General features: G+C 59.0%; 14 protein-coding genes. 10 read left to right on the top strand and 4 right to left on the bottom strand.

Annotated elements, in window-relative coordinates; genetic code table 11:
• Positions 1 to 333: 333 nt before the first annotated feature.
• The 3 genes from G6N80_RS10115 to G6N80_RS10105 all read left to right on the top strand — a co-directional run bounded on the left by G6N80_RS10115 (position 334) and on the right by G6N80_RS10105 (position 2,579).
• Complete coding sequence (locus tag G6N80_RS10115; RefSeq protein ID WP_062555014.1) at positions 334 to 1,032, top strand: DUF1045 domain-containing protein; 699 nt, start codon at positions 334 to 336, stop codon at positions 1,030 to 1,032.
• Positions 1,029 to 2,168 carry an alpha-D-ribose 1-methylphosphonate 5-triphosphate diphosphatase gene (locus G6N80_RS10110; RefSeq protein ID WP_062555015.1) on the top strand — a complete coding sequence of 380 codons (1,140 nt, stop codon included), beginning with the start codon at positions 1,029 to 1,031 and terminating at the stop codon, positions 2,166 to 2,168. Before G6N80_RS10115 ends, G6N80_RS10110 begins: the two co-directional genes overlap by 4 nt.
• A 108-nt stretch (positions 2,169 to 2,276) precedes the next feature.
• Positions 2,277 to 2,579 (top strand): hypothetical protein, encoded by a 303-nt coding sequence (locus tag G6N80_RS10105; RefSeq protein ID WP_165133498.1) that lies wholly within the window; start codon positions 2,277 to 2,279, stop codon positions 2,577 to 2,579.
• Between the two features lie 10 nt (positions 2,580 to 2,589).
• On the opposite strand, the gene polA is transcribed toward G6N80_RS10105, so the two are convergent.
• On the bottom strand, positions 2,590 to 5,580 hold the full coding sequence (polA, locus tag G6N80_RS10100) for a DNA polymerase I (protein ID WP_165133495.1): 2,991 nt from the start codon (positions 5,578 to 5,580) through the stop codon (positions 2,590 to 2,592).
• 202 nt (positions 5,581 to 5,782) lie between these two features.
• Between polA and G6N80_RS10095 the strand changes: the two genes are divergently transcribed.
• The 3 genes from G6N80_RS10095 to G6N80_RS10085 all read left to right on the top strand — a co-directional run bounded on the left by G6N80_RS10095 (position 5,783) and on the right by G6N80_RS10085 (position 8,454).
• Positions 5,783 to 6,172 (top strand): hypothetical protein, encoded by a 390-nt coding sequence (locus G6N80_RS10095; protein WP_165133493.1) that lies wholly within the window; start codon positions 5,783 to 5,785, stop codon positions 6,170 to 6,172.
• 360 nt (positions 6,173 to 6,532) lie between these two features.
• Positions 6,533 to 6,991, top strand: a complete 459-nt coding sequence (locus G6N80_RS10090; protein WP_062555019.1) for a MarR family winged helix-turn-helix transcriptional regulator — start codon at positions 6,533 to 6,535, stop codon at positions 6,989 to 6,991.
• Between the two features lie 80 nt (positions 6,992 to 7,071).
• Positions 7,072 to 8,454 carry a dipeptidase gene (locus G6N80_RS10085; protein WP_165133490.1) on the top strand — a complete coding sequence of 461 codons (1,383 nt, stop codon included), beginning with the start codon at positions 7,072 to 7,074 and terminating at the stop codon, positions 8,452 to 8,454.
• Positions 8,455 to 8,809: 355 nt separating this feature from the next.
• Here the strand turns inward: G6N80_RS10085 and G6N80_RS10080 are convergent, their stop codons facing one another.
• Positions 8,810 to 9,019, bottom strand: a complete 210-nt coding sequence (locus tag G6N80_RS10080; RefSeq protein WP_062555021.1) for a cold-shock protein — start codon at positions 9,017 to 9,019, stop codon at positions 8,810 to 8,812.
• 442 nt (positions 9,020 to 9,461) lie between these two features.
• Between G6N80_RS10080 and G6N80_RS10075 the strand changes: the two genes are divergently transcribed.
• Complete coding sequence (locus G6N80_RS10075) at positions 9,462 to 9,941, top strand: YbaK/EbsC family protein (protein WP_165133487.1); 480 nt, start codon at positions 9,462 to 9,464, stop codon at positions 9,939 to 9,941.
• On the opposite strand, the gene G6N80_RS10070 is transcribed toward G6N80_RS10075, so the two are convergent.
• On the bottom strand, positions 9,938 to 10,294 hold the full coding sequence (locus G6N80_RS10070) for a hypothetical protein (protein WP_062555024.1): 357 nt from the start codon (positions 10,292 to 10,294) through the stop codon (positions 9,938 to 9,940). The two genes, G6N80_RS10075 and G6N80_RS10070, sit on opposite strands and share 4 nt — an antisense overlap.
• A gap of 171 nt (positions 10,295 to 10,465) precedes the next feature.
• Entirely contained in the window at positions 10,466 to 10,678 is a 213-nt protein-coding gene (locus G6N80_RS10065) for a hypothetical protein (RefSeq protein ID WP_137134937.1), read from the bottom strand.
• 498 nt (positions 10,679 to 11,176) lie between these two features.
• Here G6N80_RS10065 and G6N80_RS10060 point away from each other — a divergent pair, with 498 nt between their 5' ends.
• The 3 genes from G6N80_RS10060 (at position 11,177) to dnaJ (ending at position 17,161) form a co-directional block, all read left to right on the top strand.
• The gene (locus tag G6N80_RS10060) at positions 11,177 to 13,780 is read left to right on the top strand and encodes a PBP1A family penicillin-binding protein (RefSeq protein ID WP_062555026.1); all 2,604 of its coding nucleotides are present in this window, start codon (positions 11,177 to 11,179) and stop codon (positions 13,778 to 13,780) included.
• Positions 13,781 to 14,036: 256 nt separating this feature from the next.
• Entirely contained in the window at positions 14,037 to 15,935 is a 1,899-nt protein-coding gene (gene dnaK / locus G6N80_RS10055; protein ID WP_062555027.1) for a molecular chaperone DnaK, read from the top strand.
• A gap of 86 nt (positions 15,936 to 16,021) precedes the next feature.
• The gene (gene dnaJ, locus G6N80_RS10050; RefSeq protein WP_062555028.1) at positions 16,022 to 17,161 is read left to right on the top strand and encodes a molecular chaperone DnaJ; all 1,140 of its coding nucleotides are present in this window, start codon (positions 16,022 to 16,024) and stop codon (positions 17,159 to 17,161) included.
• The last annotated feature ends 160 nt before the right edge of the window (positions 17,162 to 17,321 follow it).

Below are 17,321 nucleotides of genomic sequence, written 5' to 3'. Positions count from 1 at the left end.
GATTCATCCGGAGGAAGGAAGAGGGCGGATCTTGCACGCATCTGCACCGCTTCCGGGGAATTTACTCGAAACTTTTACTTGGCGTACCAGTAGGCAGTAAGCACGCCGCTCGCTGCAAAGACGGCCATGAAGGTTGCCATCAGGATTTCTGCATCCATCGTCATTCTCCTTCTGTTTGCGTGACAATGCGCAAACAGAGCATTTGGTTGCGATAGGGCGCTGGATTTTCATTTCAGCCAGCAACATAAGTTGCATGGGGCTGTGAGAGAAATGTCATAAACATCCTGTTTGTAGAGCAGATTATCGATCCGACAGAACAGGTCATCACCCCGCATGCGCAATGCCATCTACTTCTCGCCGCCAGAAACTCATGCACTGACACAGACCGCGAGCGCCTGGCTGGGACGCAGCGCCTTTGGGACGCTTTCCGCTGAGACCGTGACGGCGGGATCATCGGCAGAAGAGCACCGGCAACTGACTGCGGAACCGGCGCGTTACGGATTTCATGCAACGCTCAAGGCGCCGTTCCTTCTGCCGACGGACCGGACGCAAGGGGCGCTGGAGATCTTCTTCGACGAGTTCTGCAGCAGGCAGGCGCCGACGCTAGTGCCGAGGCTCGAACTGACGGAGATTGGCCCTTTCTTCGCCCTGACCTGCGGTGGCGGGACGGAAGGGATCAACCACCTCTGCAACAGCGTGGTCGAAGCATTCGAACCCTGGCGCGCACCGCTGACCCCGGAGGATATGGCGCGCCGGAAGCCGGAGCGGTTGAGCGAGCGCCAGCGGGAGCTTCTCGATCGCTGGGGCTATCCTTATGTCTTCGAGGAATTCCGGTTTCACATGACGCTGACCGGACCTGTCGAGGAAGGCAGCAAGGCCAGGGTCCGGGATATCCTGCAGACTGTTTTCGCAGACCATCTTGGCAGGCCGCTGCCCATTGAGCATCTGGGTCTTTTCGTGGAAGTGGAGCGCGGTGCACCCTTTACGGTGGCTCGCCACGCAGAACTGCGCGGCATGGGGGATCGCCCATGAGCCACGAGCAGGTGTTTACCAATGCACGGATCGTCCTGCCGGAGAGTGTCATCAGCGGTGCAGTGGTCATCCGCGACGGGCTGATTGCCGACATCAGCGAATCCCCAACCCGGACCGGCGAAGATCTGGACGGGGATTATCTCATTCCCGGACTGGTGGAACTGCACACCGACCACCTGGAAACACATTACGCACCGCGTCCGGGAGTGAAATGGGATCTGACGGCCGCCTTGCAGGCCCATGATGCCCAGATCGCCACCTCGGGCATTACCACGGTCTTCGATTGCCTGCGGCTGGGCTCGGATGAAGCCGGTGGGTTCGCACGCGGCGAAATGCGCGAATTGGCCAATGTCATTGAACAGGCGCAGAATGAGGGCCGATTGAGAGCGCAGCATTTCCTGCATCTGCGCTGCGAAGTACCGTGTCCGGACGTGCTGGAGCAGTTCTCGGATTTCGAGGGCGATCCGAATGTGCGCCTGGCGTCCCTGATGGATCACGCACCCGGCCAGCGGCAGTTCCAGACGCTGGAGCAGTACATCTTTTTCTACAAGACCAAGCGCGGCCTTGATGAGGAGGCGTTTCGGGCCTTCACCCAACGCCGGATGGAAGCCTCCGCGCGCTATTCTGCCAGACACCGCGATGCTCTGGCCGAGCGCTGTGCCGCCAACGGCATCTTTGTGGCAAGCCATGACGATGCGACCCTTGCGCATGTGGAAGAAGCAATTGGCCATGGGGTGCGGCTTGCGGAATTCCCGACGAGCATCGAAGCGGCGGAAGCATCGCATGCGGCGGGTCTCAGCGTTCTGATGGGCGCGCCGAATGTCGTGCGCGGCAAATCGCACTCCGGAAACATCGCTGCACGCGATCTGGCGGAGCGCGGCCTGCTGGATGTTCTTTCGTCAGATTACGTGCCCTTCAGCCTTTTGCATGCACCGTTCATTCTGGCGGATACGGTGGAGGGACTGGATCTGCCGCATGCCATCTCAATGGTCACCCGAGCCCCAGCCGACGCTGTTGGTCTGACGGATAGAGGCCGTATCGCAGAGGGCGCCAGGGCGGATCTCGTGCGCGTGCATCGGGTCAGCGGCGTCCCGGTCAGTCGTGCTGTTTGGCGCGCGGGCAATCGTATTGCCTGAGCTGAAAGACCTCGCGCTGGCCTGCGCGGGGAACCACTCCACTCCAAATGAGTTTCTTTCACCAGGCTTGAAGCCAGGCCTGCAAACTAGAAGCTATGGAGAAACGGAATGGACGACCTTCGATCGATGAAACACAGCAAGATCGAGACCGACCTTGACCGCGTTTCAGCACTCGAAGCGCGTATCGTCGTGCTGGAAATCGTATCCATGTCGGCGCTGGCCATGGCAATGGATACGTCCGAGAATGCCGATACGGAAGCGGCGCGGGGCATGGCGGGCCTTATCGTGGATACGGTCAACCAGCGTTGCGATGAACTTGGCGTGTCGGACCAGACGCGCAAGGCGGCACGCGATTACGCGAACCGCCTCTTGGGTGTTGCCATGGAAAGCCTTTATCCAAAACAGCATTGATCAATGGAGATCAATGCGCCTCGTCCCAATTCGAGGCGGCACGCGCATCGACTTTCAAAGGAACCTTCAGTTCGAGTGCCGGGAGAGCGGCGTTTTCCATCGTATGGACGATGACCGGCATAGCGACACCCACTGCCTCGTCTTCCACTTCGAAAATCAATTCATCGTGGACCTGAAGCAGCATCCGCACCTTCTCGCCCAAACCAGATTTCGCAAGCGCCGGTTCGATCTGCACCATGGCACGGCGGATGATATCTGCCGCAGAGCCCTGGATCGGCGCATTGATTGCTGCGCGCTCGTTGAACGCTCTTACCGACGGGTTGGACGACTTGATGTCCGGATAGTGGGCGCGGCGTCCGAAGATGGTTTCGACATAGCCGTTCTCCCGCGCAAACGCCTTTGTGCTCTCCATATAGTCGCGAATGCCGGGGAAGCGCTCGAAGTATTTCTTGATGTAATCGCCGGCTTCGGAGCGTTCGATGGATAGCTGGTTGGCAAGACCGAAGGCCGAGATGCCGTAGATGATGCCGAAGTTGATCGCTTTGGCACGGCGTCGGACCTCGGATGGCATGCCTTCCACCGGCACGCCGAACATTTCGGACGCCGTCATCGCATGAATATCGATCCCCTCGGCAAAGGCCTGCCGAAGCTGTGGGATGTCGGCGACATGCGCGAGGACACGCAGTTCGATCTGGCTATAGTCAGCCGAAAGCAGCTTGTGTCCGGGCGTCGAGATAAAGGCCGTGCGGATCTTGCGGCCCTCCGCATTGCGCACCGGAATGTTCTGCAGGTTCGGCTCGGAGGAGGAGAGGCGACCCGTGGTGGTGGATGCGAGCGAATAGCTCGTATGCACTCTCTTCGTCTCAGGATGGACATAGGAGGGCAGGGCATCCGTATAGGTGCTCTTGAGCTTGGTCAGCTGGCGCCAGTCCACGATCTTGCGCGGCAGGGGCTCGCCCTGCGCTGCCAGATCTTCCAGAACCTGCGCTGATGTGGACCATTGCCCGGTCTTGGTTTTCGAGCCGCCGGGAAGGCCCATTTTGCCGAACAGGATATCGCCCAGCTGCTTCGGCGAGCCGATATTGAAGCGCTCGCCCGCCAGCTCATAGATTTCGTCCTCGAAGCTTGCCGCCTTTTGCGCCAGTTCGCCGGAAAGGCGCGACAGGATCTGCCGGTCGATGGTGATGCCGCGTTCTTCCATATGGGCCAGAACCGGCACGAGCGGACGCTCCAGCCGCTCATAGACGCGGGTAAGACCAGCGGCGGCGAGGCGCGGCTTCAAGGTCAGCCAGAGGCGCAGTGTCACGTCGGAGTCTTCGGCGGCATAGGCGGTGGCCTTGTCGATGTCGACATAATCGAACGTCACGGCGGATTTCCCGCTGCCAGCCACATCCTTGTAAGCAATCGGCGTATGGCCAAGCCAGCGCTCCGACAGCGCATCCATGCCATGATTGCCAGCACCCGCTTCCAGCACATAGGAGATGAGCATGGTATCATCGAAGCCCCGCAACGTGATGCCGTGGCGCTTGATGACGAGATAGTCGTATTTGAGGTTTTGCGCGACCTTCAGGACAGACGGATCTTCCAGCAGCTCCTTCAGGAGCGCCAGAGCCTCTGCCATCGGAACCTGGTTCTCGACAAGCTTTACGCCATCGCTGAACAGATCGTCGGCACCCGCCTTGTGCGCCAGCGGCAGATAGGCCGCCCGGATCTCGTTCGCGTTCGGCTGTTGGGTATTGTCCTGAATGGCAAGCGAGACACCCACCAGCTCCGCCTGCATGGGATCGAGCGAAGTGGTTTCCGTATCAAAGGCCACGATGCCCGTTTCCCGGGCAGCAGCGATCCAGAGCTTCAGGTTTTCGACCGTGCGGATCGTCGTATAGGAGGCGTGGTCGATCTTGTGACCGGAAAAGGCCTCATGCCTCTGCGCTGCCAAATCCATGGCCCTTGCGCCATCCGCCGAGGACGCAGAGGCGGGCTTGGCGGACGCTGTCGCAGCCTTCGGCGCTTCCGCATCCTGACCCTCGGCCACGCCCGGATCGAGATCCGGTCCATGGGCTGTTGCCCCCCATTCGACCGGCACTTCCGCGGGCTCGATGGCAGACGCATCGCAATCACAAGTCTCTGCAACGCGACGGGTCAGCGTGGTGAATTCCATGGCCTTCAGGAAGGCGATGAGCTTCGGTCCGTCCTGTTTTTCCAGAACCAGCTCTTCCAGGCCAAGCTCCAGCGGCACATCCGTGCGAAGCGCCACCAACTGGCGGGAAAGACGGGCTAGATCCGCATTGGCGACAATGTTTTCGCGTCGCTTGACCTGTTTGATCTCCGAGGCCCGGGCCAATAGGGTTTCGAGATCGCCGAATTCTTCCAGAAGCTGAGCGGCGGTCTTCGGGCCAATCCCGGGAATGCCGGGAACGTTGTCGGTCGAATCGCCGGTCATCGCCTGAAGATCGATCATCTTTTCAGGCGGCACGCCCCATTTCTCGATGACATCAGGAATGCCGATCTGCTTGTCCTTCATCGCGTCGTACATATGCACGTTGGGCGTAACGAGCTGCATCAGGTCCTTGTCGGAGGAAACGATGGTGACATCGGCGCCGATGGCCTCTGCCGCACGAGCATAGGTCGCGATGATGTCATCCGCCTCGAAACCTTCCGTCTCGATGCAAGGCAGATTGAAGGCGCGCGTCGCGTGGCGGATCAGACCGAATTGCGGGATCAGGTCCTCCGGCGGGGCCGAGCGGTTCGCCTTGTAGAGAGGGTAGATTTCCTTGCGAAAGGTCGTCGAGGAATAGTCGAAAATGACGGCGAGATGCGTCGGCGTCACTCCGACATCGGTGTTGCGCGCATCGCGCAGGAGCTTCCACAGCATGTTGCAGAAGCCTGAGACCGCATTGACGGGCAGGCCGTCCGACTTGCGGTTCAGGGCAGGGATGGCGTGAAAGGCGCGGAAGATGAAACCCGAACCGTCAACGAGGAAGAGATGATCGCCTGTTTTCATGGAAGGATGGATAGCGCGACAGCGGCAAAAGGTCCATCGGCGAGACCTGCTCGGCCACGTTTTAATCAGGGTTCAACGCCGGATTATCGGAGGTACTATCAGCCCCGTTCGCAGCGCTGTTCAGGTTTCTGACGTGCATTTTTGGACGATGCACCTAAGTTGAAAATGGATTTCTGAGGCATATGACAACGGGAATAGGCGGATGATTGCTCAAACATCTGGTTCGAACAGGCGGAATTTCTATCTCCTCTTGCTGGCGCTGATCCTTCTGGTCACTGTGATGGACTATCAGCAGGGAAGGAGCGGAGCAGACATTTTGCGCCATGTCATGCTCTGCCCGGTCTACCTTCTGGCGGGCCACGGCATTGCAGCTCTCTTTCCCCCTGTAGATCGAGCGTCCAGTTCGTGGTGGATCGACATGGAGCGTCACATCCTCGATGGCCTTTCGCTTGCAATCTTCCCCGTCGTGGTCCTTGACCATCCGGGGGTAACCCTTCTGGAGCAACTGCAGACCTTACTCCTGTCCATGCTGCTTTACGTTTTCGCGCGATGCGTGATGTCGTGGGTGAAGCACCGACCTTCGACCAAGTGATCACCGCAACGTTACCTCGTTGTCATCGAGCCTCGCCTTGAATCTGCCCGATACGAAAACCATCTCAATCGTACCGGCGATTGATCACGCCGCAGCCTGACCGCTGGCTCGTCCCCCGCCGCGGCAGGCCGGGCAAAGGCTCATCCCCCCTCTCCGGGCCTTTGTCCCTCCATTCCGCCACGACCGTCCCCCTCCCCGGTCGTGGCGGTTTCACTTTCTGGGCCTCCCCTTTCAAAAGCCTCAAAAAAGCATACGGTGCTATGCAACTTCTGCTGCCCGAATCATTTGGCTGTTGCCCGGCAGACGGATGGCCTTAGACCATCGGGCAGGGGGAGGCCTCAAAACAGGCTCAGGGATGCCATGCCATTTGAACGCTCGGATTCTGCGCTGTATCTCGCCACGCAACTGGCCAAGGGGCTTTCTCGCGCCTTGCAGAAACGGGCAACGGCGCTGGGTTTCTCCCCAGGCCAGTTTCCAGTGCTTCTGTCGCTTTGGCACGAGGACGGACTGACCCAGCGCCAGCTCCTTGACCGGCTGGATGTCGAGCAGGCGACATTGGCAAATACGCTCGCACGCATGGAGCGCGATGGCCTCATCCATCGAACGCCGCATCCCACCGACCGGCGTGCCCAGATCATTGTCCTGACGGAACACGGTCGTTCGCTGGAACGTCTGGCGATCGAAGCCGCAGCCCATGCGGATGATGAGGTCTTTGCCGGGTTTCGTCGTTTCGAGCGAGAACTGTTGATGGAATACATGCGCATGGCCATCGCCAATGCGCGCAGGCTGGACGATCCTTCGGAGCAGGGTCGCTCCTGAATTTCTATGCGCACCCGGTTTCCTCTTGGTACAGATCGGTCTAGGTTCAGGCCTTCGCAATTTAGTAAGAGCTGATCTCCATGACCGATCTCACTCCCGTTCTCGACCGGGCGGACAAGAACCTCGACAAAAGCCTTGAGCGCCTTTTCGAACTGGTGCGCATTCCCTCGATCTCCACCGATCCATCCTACAAGGCCGATTGCCGCAAGGCCGCTGAATGGCTGGTGTCGGCGCTCACGGAACTGGGGTTCACGGCTTCGGTTCGCGATACTCCCGGCCACCCGATGGTGGTCGCCCATCATGAGGCCGGTCGTGCGGATGCGCCGCATGTGCTGTTTTACGGTCACTACGACGTCCAGCCGGTCGATCCGCTGGAGCTTTGGGAAAACGATCCGTTTGCTCCGGCCATCAAGGAGCTCGACGGTGGCCGCAAGATCATCACTGGTCGCGGCACCTCCGACGACAAGGGCCAGTTGCTGACCTTCCTCGAAGCCTGCCGCGCCTACAAGGACACTGTCGGCTCCCTACCGGTGAAGATCACCATCCTGTTCGAGGGTGAAGAGGAGTCGGGCTCCCCATCGCTGAAGCCATTTCTGGAAGCGAACCGGGATGAGCTGAAGGCGGAGTATGCGCTCGTTTGCGACACGGGCATGTGGGACACGCAAACGCCCGCAATTGCCGCGACCCTTCGCGGTCTCGTCGGAGAAGAAGTCACAGTGCAAGCTGCCGATCGTGACCTGCACTCCGGCCTGTTCGGCGGCGCTGCTGCGAACCCGATCCACATCCTGACGACTGCGCTTGCCGGCCTTCGCGATGAAACAGGCCGCATCACGCTTCCCGGCTTTTATGATGGCGTCGAGGAAACGCCGGAAAACATCAAGGCAAGCTGGGGAACGCTCGGTCGCGATGCCAAAAGCTTCCTCGGCGAAGTTGGCCTGTCCGAACCATCTGGCGAGAAGGGCCGCTCCGTCCTGGAACTCACTTGGGCAAGACCGACCTGCGAGGTCAATGGCATTTGGGGCGGCTACACGGGCGAAGGGTTCAAGACGGTCATTGCCGCCAAGGCATCCGCCAAGATCTCGTTCCGACTCGTGGGAACACAGGACCCTGACAAGATCCGCGAGAGTTTCCGCACCTATATCCGCTCAATGATCCCGGCAGATTGCTCGGTCGAGTTTCATGAGCATGGCGGATCGCCTGCCATCCAGTTGTCCTATGATTCGCCCGTGCTGACGAAGGCCAAGGCCGCTCTTTCCGACGAATGGCCGAAACCTGCCGTGATCGTCGGGATGGGGGGCTCGATCCCGATCGTCGGCGACTTCCAGACCTATCTCGGAATGGATTCCCTGCTGGTTGGCTTCGGCCTGATCGATGACCGAATTCATTCGCCAAACGAGAAGTACGATCTCAATTCCTTCCACAAGGGCATCCGCTCCTGGGTGCGTATTCTTGCGGCTCTTTGATTTGGGAAAATGAGGAGGACTGCGTTCACTCCGAGCGCAGTCCTCAAAAACAAAAAGGCCGGGACGAACCCGACCTTTTATCTGCCTGTTTCACTCTGCCAGTACATCCGTGGTCAGTTTGCAAAACAGGTCCGGCATTTCGACGGCGCCAACCTAAATCAGCGCTTCTGTATCTTCATGGTCTCTCAAGAAGGTTAACGTTCGGTTAACGAAACCGTAAACCTTCGAAAGGCAACGCAGCCGTGAGGCTGGCGGAAGATCGCGTCGTCATGCCGCTTGATCCTGAAATGGGAATGGCGCCCCGCGATTGCAAGGGCGCCATTCAAAAACAAATCCGAAGTGTCGGATAAAGCTATCAGGCAGCCTGCAGGCTGTCAGCCGAAACGCGGCCCGAACGACGGTCGGTGACCAGTTCGTAAGCGATCTTCTGGCCGTCCTTGAGGCCGGCCATGCCAGCGCGCTCAACAGCAGAGATGTGAACGAAAACGTCGGCAGCGCCGTCGTCAGGCTGGATGAAGCCGAAGCCCTTGGTTGCATTGAACCACTTTACAGTACCAGTAGCCATTACGAAGTCCTTTCTTTCGCAACGTTGACTTTGTTCCGTGCCCGAAGGCGCGAAACGTGGAAGGTCGTATTTGAAGGAAAGGTCGTCGTAAGCGCAGTCAGCGCTGTAGTGCCGCTTGTCAAACAAATATCGATGTCAGGGAGTTAGCCTCGCCACGCCGCGTGTGTCAAGGCTGACGGAATATCACAACTCCCGCTTAAAAATGGAAGAAGCCCGGCGTGGGAGGAGGATACGCCGGGCTTCAGATACTGACCAACAACTGGGAGGAGGAGGTGTTGTTGGTCCCGTCGACAAACACTGGGAGGAGGAGTGCGTTTGCCGATGACCTCAAGATAATACAGAATAGCTTAAAAAACAGTCAACATTTCGCAGTGCAGCATTGCATTTTTCGCATGGCTCTTTCCGGCTTGCGCAGGAGGGGCGTTCTGGATAGCGTGACGACATGAGCCTACAGTCCGTCAAAGATTTTTTCGCCGTTCATGCACCCGATATTTCGGTCATCGAGACCGAGGCCAGTTCGGCTACTGTTGCCCTTGCCGCCGAGGCGCACGGCGTTGATCCAGACCAGATCGCGAAGACCATCTGCTTGCGAGCAGGGGATGAAGTCGTGCTGCTTGTTGCCTCTGGGATGAGCCGTCTCGACAATCGAAAATTCAGAGACCGCTTTGGGGCAAAGCCGCGCATGCTGGAGGCCGATGAGGTCGTGGCGCGCACAAGTCATCCCGTCGGGGGTGTCTGCCCGTTCGGTGTTGCTGAACCTCTGCAGATCTACTGCGACGAATCCTTGCGAAGGTTCGAGCTCGTCGTCCCGGCAGGCGGCGCAACCAATGCCGCCGTGAAGATTTCGCCACAAAAAATGGCGGAGTTGACCTCCGCCATTTGGGTCGATGTTTGCCAACCGCCAAAGGCGCCAGAAGCTTAGCTGTAGTAGCGACGATACCAGGCTTGCTTCTGCTCGAACGAGTTCGAACCGACGAGATAGCCAAGTGCAAAGAATACGCCGCCGACAACCGTCAGAAGGGTTCCAGCCGTTGCCGGATGCTCGCGAATGACGCCCGCAACGGAAGTCGCTTCTTCCTGGACGTACTGGGCTGCATCGCTCGCCTTTTCCTTGACCGTGTCATAAGCCTCGGAGCCAAAATTACCCAGCGATGCGCGAATGCTATCCATCTCGCGGCGCAGTGCAGACAACTCAGCACGCAGGGCATCGTCGGCCTCGTTGGCAATGCGCTGGCCACGTGCTTCAAGCGACCCTTCTCTTCCGGCTTCGATCATGACGCGATCTCCTTGTTCATCAACCTCAAAAGACGCCGGTTAACTACCAAGTCCGTGATAGGTTCCTTGTGATCTGTTCTCAGTGGAAGCTTTGCGGATCAGCCCCCTGTTCAGGGGCATGGGTTGGATCTGACAAAGCGGGCGGAATTCCAACCCGCAGGACATTGCGGCTTATCGGCTTTGAGCCATGGCCTCGGCCAGCGCCGCCAGGGCTTCCTTCTCGTCCATTCCCTTCTGCAAGGAGTTGACCAGAATAAGTGCCAAGGCCTCACCGTCCGGGCTGTCCTTGCTGATCTGGTATTGCTGGCAGGCAGTGTCAAAAACCTGCTGCAGCAAGGTCAATTGCGCGGGGCCGACAGGTCGTCGTATCTGTTTGGAATGCAACTGAACCTCCATCCGTGCCTGGCAGTCTTCTCCCGAGACGCCGTCAGATCATTCAACCACAAGCTCTTCACGATCCGGGATGGCGCCCCTACGCAAAATTGTCATCAAGCCGGAAGAAACGCAACATTGTGATTAAGTGACGGTTATATGTATTTGTTGTCGTTTCGAAGGCAACTAGCATTCTTTGTAGATGATTTAGCATAGGCTCATAATTTTGCTGCACCAGATGCATACACCATGCAGGATCTATTTTGGCTCAGTCCTTTTTACACTTTGAACGTGCAATTGGTTGTGTCCGTCAAGGTTTCTGCAACCTCGTGTGTGATCCAGTAGGTTAGCAGATAGGAATTGGCTTTAACGCCCCCTTAAATCGCCGCATTTAGCTTGCAAGGCGGCAAGTTATGGCGGGGTCTGCGGCGCAACGATCCCTTGCGTCGCTTCCTTTGGCCCAAGACCGCTGCAATGTACTACCAACAACCGGGAGCATGGCCAGGAGATATGGCATCGGGCAAGAGACCGCGCGAACGCGTCGAGCCATCATTTGGCGCCGATCAGGACAATGATTCAGGCGAACTGCGTCTCGGCGCAGGAGAGCGGATCGTCGGTCACTCTTCCCGCAAGTCGAAGCGTGTTCCCGTTGAAGACATCGATGACGATGATGATGGGGAGGAAGAGGACCTGGAGCCGCGAACCCGGCGTGCGAAACCGGCAAGGACGAAGCGGCCAGCCCGCGCAAGTCGCGGTGGCGGCTTCTTTGGTGCAATCCGCTCTTTGCTCTACTGGTGCATCGTTCTGGGAATATGGGCCGGTATCGCGGTCGGCGGCGTGGTTATCTATTTCGCCGCTCAGATGCCGAGTGCCAGCACCTGGTCGATCCCCGACCGCCCTCCCAATGTGAAGATTACTGCGCTGGATGGAACGCTGGTCGCCAATCGCGGTACGACCGGAGGCGAGGCGATAGCGCTCGAGGAGATGTCGCCCTATCTGCCCCAAGCCGTCATGGCCATCGAAGACCGCCGCTTCTACTATCATTTCGGCGTCGATCCCCTTGGTCTTGCGCGTGCCTTCGTCAACAATCTGACGGGCCGTAGCATTCAGGGCGGTTCGACTCTGACCCAGCAATTGGCAAAGAACCTGTTTCTATCGCCGGAGCGGACATTCGAGCGCAAGGTACAGGAGGTGCTGCTCTCCTTCTGGCTGGAGCACAAGTTCACCAAGGATCAGATCCTCGCGATGTACCTGAACCGCATGTATTTCGGTTCGAACGCCTATGGCGTGGAAGCAGCGTCCCAGCGCTATTTCAACAAGTCCGCGCGAGACGTGAATCTTGCGGAAGCCGCCACGCTTGCGGGTCTCCTGAAGGCGCCGAGCCGTCTTTCTCCAGCCCGCGATCCGAAAGCGGCCGAAGAGCGGGCGCAAGTCGTATTGGGGGCCATGCGCGAGGAAGGTTATGTGACCGCCGAGGAAGCAAAGACCGCCATGTCGCAGCCGCCTGCCAAGGCGCGTTCCTACTGGTCCGGAGCCGAGCATTACGCCGCCGACATGGTGATCGACGAGGTCAAGGCGCTCATTGGTGATGTGAAGACGGACATCAACGTTCAAACGACCCTGGACATGCGGCTGGAAAAGCAGGCGGAAGCTGCACTGACCGCAGCACTGGACAAGGAAGGCCGCAAGGTCAATGCGTCCCAGGCGGCTCTCGTTTCGGTGGATGCGACCGGAGCCATCCGCGCCGTGGTCGGCGGACGCGATTATACCGATAGCCAGTTCAATCGCGCGGCCAAGGCCAAGCGCCAGCCGGGCTCTGCCTTCAAGCCCTTTGTCTATGCTGCGGCACTTGAGGCTGGTTACAGGCCCGACACCCTGATGAATGACGGGCCGGTGAGGATCGGCAACTGGACGCCGGAAAATTATGACCAGAAATATCGCGGCCAAGTCACTCTCTCGACTGCGCTCGCCCACTCGCTGAACACGATTGCGGCCCAACTCGTGATGCAGGTCGGTCCGAAGAATGTGATTTCGGTGGCGCACCGGCTGGGCATTGATTCCGATCTGCAGGAAAACGCATCCATCGCGCTCGGAACGTCGGAAGTCTCACTGGTGGAGCTGACCTCCTCCTACGCAGCCTTCATGAACGGGGGCATGAAGGCGACACCGCATCTGGTGACCCGCATCACCGATACGAGCGGCAAGGTTCTTTACGAGGCAGACTATTCCAACCCGCCGCGCGTGCTGAGCGAACAGGTTGTGGCCAATCTGAACGGCATGCTGAACCGCGTGATGACGGAGGGTACGGGTCGTGCAGCGCAGCTTTCCAAATGGCAGGCGGCGGGCAAATCTGGTACGACGCAATCGTTCCGAGACGCGATCTTCGTCGGTTTCACCAGCACCATGACGACGGGCATCTGGTTCGGCAACGACGATGGGACGCCGATGAAGAAGGTGACCGGAGGCGGACTGCCTGCCCGCGCGTGGAAGACCTACATGACGGCAGCACTTGAGGGCTACAAGCCGACGCCTCTCTTTGGCGTTGGCATCCAGCCCGCCAAGCCGGAGCCGCAGACAACCTTGAGCGATATCATTTCCGGTGTTCTCCCGGGTGTTGGTGGATCGCGCGACGATTTCCCGCCCGCACCTGATGCGCCGCCGGAAGATGTGCCCGTACAGGGCCAGGCAAGCTATCCGGCAGCGCCGCCGCCGGTCCAGCAGGGGTACCCAGCACAGCCGCAGCAGCCCGTGACACGGGAACCCGCCATGCGCGACCCCGCGCAACGGGCGCCTTCCCAGCGTGATCCAGCCCCTGTGGACCGACGCCAGCAGGCGGTTCAACCGAACTATCCGCCGGGAGCCGTTCCCGATTACAGGGCTCGCGATGGCGGGCAGATGGTGCCTCCGGCCGATGTGCCCAATCGAGGCTACCAGGACTATCGCCAGTATCGCGGACCCTATGACGACCGTGTCCCCCCGGATGCCGTTCTCGAAGGCCGGGCACCTCCCGATGCCGTGCTGGAAGGGCCTGTTCCGCCGGGGGATGTGGGTGGAAGCAGTCGTCGCGGACAGCCACGCGAATCGACACTTTTCGATATCATCATGGGCCAATAGAGACCGCTGGATTGAAGCTTGCGTTCCCCGTACCCCTTCTCGCGACGCAAGTGCCCTTGCGTGAGGCTTGATCCGCTGCGAATTCCGCATTTTTTTGCGCGAGACCAGTGACTTTCCTGCCTTGCAGTCGGAAAAAGCGGTCCTTATATACGCCGCATGACAGCAGCCGATGCTGCGAAACCATCCCAGTCGAGGAACTGTCAGTGGAATGCCTTGAGAAGGGGTTCCGACAGTTCGCTTAAAGGAGAGAGAAGAAATGGCAAAAGTAATTGGCATCGACCTTGGCACGACCAACTCCTGCGTTTCCGTCATGGACGGCAAGGACGCGAAGGTGATCGAGAATGCCGAAGGCGCACGCACCACGCCGTCCATGGTTGCATTCAGCGATGATGGCGAGCGTCTGGTCGGCCAGCCGGCCAAGCGTCAGGCTGTAACAAATCCCACGAACACGCTGTTTGCCGTCAAGCGCCTGATCGGTCGCCGCTACGACGACCCGACGGTTGAGAAGGACAAGGGCCTCGTCCCTTACGAAATCTCCCGCGGTGACAATGGCGATGCCTGGGTCAAGGCCAATGGCAAGGGCTATTCTCCTTCGCAGATCTCCGCCATGATCCTTCAGAAGATGAAGGAAACGGCTGAAGCCTATCTCGGCGAAAAGGTCGAAAAGGCCGTCATCACTGTTCCGGCCTACTTCAACGACGCCCAGCGTCAGGCCACCAAGGATGCAGGTCGCATCGCTGGTCTTGAAGTCCTGCGTATCATCAACGAGCCGACGGCTGCCGCACTTGCCTATGGTCTCGACAAAAAGGACGGCAAGACCATCGCCGTTTACGACTTGGGTGGCGGTACCTTCGATATTTCCGTTCTCGAAATCGGTGACGGCGTCTTCGAAGTGAAGTCGACCAACGGCGACACCTTCCTCGGCGGTGAAGACTTCGACATGCGTCTGGTCGAGTATCTCGCAGGCGAATTCAAGAAGGACAGCGGCATCGACCTGAAGGGCGACAAGCTTGCGCTTCAGCGTTTGAAGGAAGCTGCCGAAAAGGCAAAGATCGAGCTGTCCTCCTCGCAGCAGACCGAAATCAACCTGCCGTTCATCACGGCGGATGCATCCGGTCCGAAGCACCTGACGATGAAGCTGACCCGCGCGAAGTTCGAAAGCCTGGTGGATGATCTGGTTCAGCGCACCGTGGCACCGTGCAAGGCAGCCCTCAAGGATGCTGGCGTTTCCGCCTCCGAAATCGACGAAGTCGTTCTTGTCGGTGGTATGAGCCGCATGCCGAAGGTGCAGGAAGTCGTCAAGCAGCTGTTTGGCAAGGAGCCGCACAAGGGCGTTAACCCGGATGAAGTGGTCGCCATGGGTGCCGCGATCCAGGCCGGCGTTCTGCAGGGCGACGTGAAGGACGTTCTGTTGCTCGACGTGACCCCGCTGTCGCTCGGCATCGAAACGCTCGGCGGTGTCTTCACCCGTCTGATCGATCGCAACACGACGATCCCGACGAAGAAGAGCCAGACCTTCTCGACCGCTGAAGACAACCAGCAGGCCGTGACGATCCGCGTCAGCCAGGGCGAGCGCGAAATGGCCGCAGACAACAAGCTGCTCGGTCAGTTCGACCTCGTTGGCCTTCCGCCCGCACCCCGGGGCATGCCGCAGATCGAAGTCACGTTCGACATCGACGCCAACGGTATCGTGCAGGTATCCGCAAAGGATAAGGGCACGGGCAAGGAACAGCAGATCCGCATTCAGGCCTCCGGTGGTCTGTCCGACGCCGACATCGAAAAGATGGTGAAGGACGCCGAGGCGCATGCCGAGGAAGACAAGAAGCGCCGCGCTGGTGTTGAAGCCAAGAACCAGGCGGAAAGCCTTGTTCACTCCACCGAGAAGTCTCTCAAGGAGTATGGCGACAAGGTTTCCGAGACGGATCGCAAGGCTATCGAAGATGCGATTGCCAGCGTGAAAACGGCAATCGAAGCCTCTGAGCCGGACGCAGACGATATCCAGGCCAAGACCCAGACCCTCATGGAAGTTTCCATGAAGCTCGGTCAGGCCATCTATGAATCGCAGCAGGCTGAAGCCGGAAACGGCGGCAAGTCCGAAGATGGTGTAGTCGACGCCGACTACGAGGAAATCAAGGACGACAAGAAGTCCGCTTGATGCGAGGCTTCTTCCACCTGGTGTAACTGCGTTGAGTATCCGGCTGCCCTCGTGCAGCCGGAATCCTTTCGGGAGCCGCAATCTTCATGGCAAAAGCTGACTATTACGAATTGCTGGGTGTCGGCAAAACAGCGGACGAGAAGGAGCTGAAAAGCGCCTTCCGCAAAATGGCGATGAAGTATCATCCGGACAAAAACCCGGATGACCAGGAAGCCGAGAAGAAATTCAAGGAGATCAACGAGGCCTACGAAACCTTGAAGGATCCCCAGAAGCGCGCAGCCTATGACCGTTTCGGTCATGCAGCCTTCGAACAGGGCGGCATGGGTGGCGGCGGCTTTGGCGGAGGCCAGGGTGGCTTCGGCGCCGGGGGCTTCTCTGATATCTTCGAAGATATCTTCGGCGAGATGATGGGTGGCGGTCGTGCGCGCCGGTCTTCCGGTGGTCGCGAGCGCGGTGCCGATCTTCGCTACAACATGGAAATCACGCTTGAGGAATCCTTCACTGGCAAGACGGCGCAGATCCGCGTTCCAACAGCGGTGACATGCGATGTCTGCACCGGTTCGGGTGCAAAGCCCGGTACGCAACCGAAAACCTGTGGCACGTGCCAGGGTTCCGGTCGCGTACGCGCAAGCCAAGGCTTCTTCTCGGTCGAGCGCACCTGTCCGACGTGCCATGGGCGTGGCCAGATCATTCCCGACCCTTGCACCAAGTGCCACGGTCAGGGCCGGGTGACGGAAGAGCGTTCGCTATCGGTCAATATTCCGTCGGGCATCGAAGACGGCACACGCATTCGCCTGCAGGGCGAGGGCGAAGCCGGTGCACGTGGCGGTCCGTCGGGCGATCTCTACATCTTCCTGTCGGTCAAGCCGCACCAGTTCTTCCAGCGCGATGGAGCCGACCTCTATTGCACCGTTCCGATTTCCATGACGACGGCAGCCCTTGGCGGAACCTTCGACGTTGGGACACTGGATGGCACGAAGTCTCGTGTGACGGTGCCGGAGGGAACGCAGCCGGGCAAGCAATTCCGTCTGAAGGGTAAAGGAATGCCGGTTCTGCGCTCGTCGCAGACGGGTGACCTCTATATCCAGATCCAGATCGAAACCCCGCAGAAGCTCACCAAGCGTCAGCGCGAGTTGTTGCAGGAATTCGAGGAGATTTCCTCGAAGGAGAATAACCCGGAATCGACCGGCTTCTTCGCACGGATGAAAGAGTTCTTTGAGGGGTGAGGAAGGCTCCGAGTAGTTCTTCTTGTCGCATGGGTTGGGCGAAAAACCGCTTCGCACTTTGCCTGCCCAAGCTTTGAAGCGAAAGGCCGGGATACGCGCCTCGTATCCTGGCCCTATTTTTTTTAAAGCTCATACCGAACGCGCCACATTCAAATCGATT

This window comes from Rhizobium rhizoryzae (genome assembly GCF_011046895.1).
Classification (GTDB): domain Bacteria; phylum Pseudomonadota; class Alphaproteobacteria; order Rhizobiales; family Rhizobiaceae; genus Neorhizobium; species Neorhizobium rhizoryzae.
Note: the sequence above shows the minus strand (reverse complement) of the source record. Positions and strands in the feature narration are given on the sequence as shown.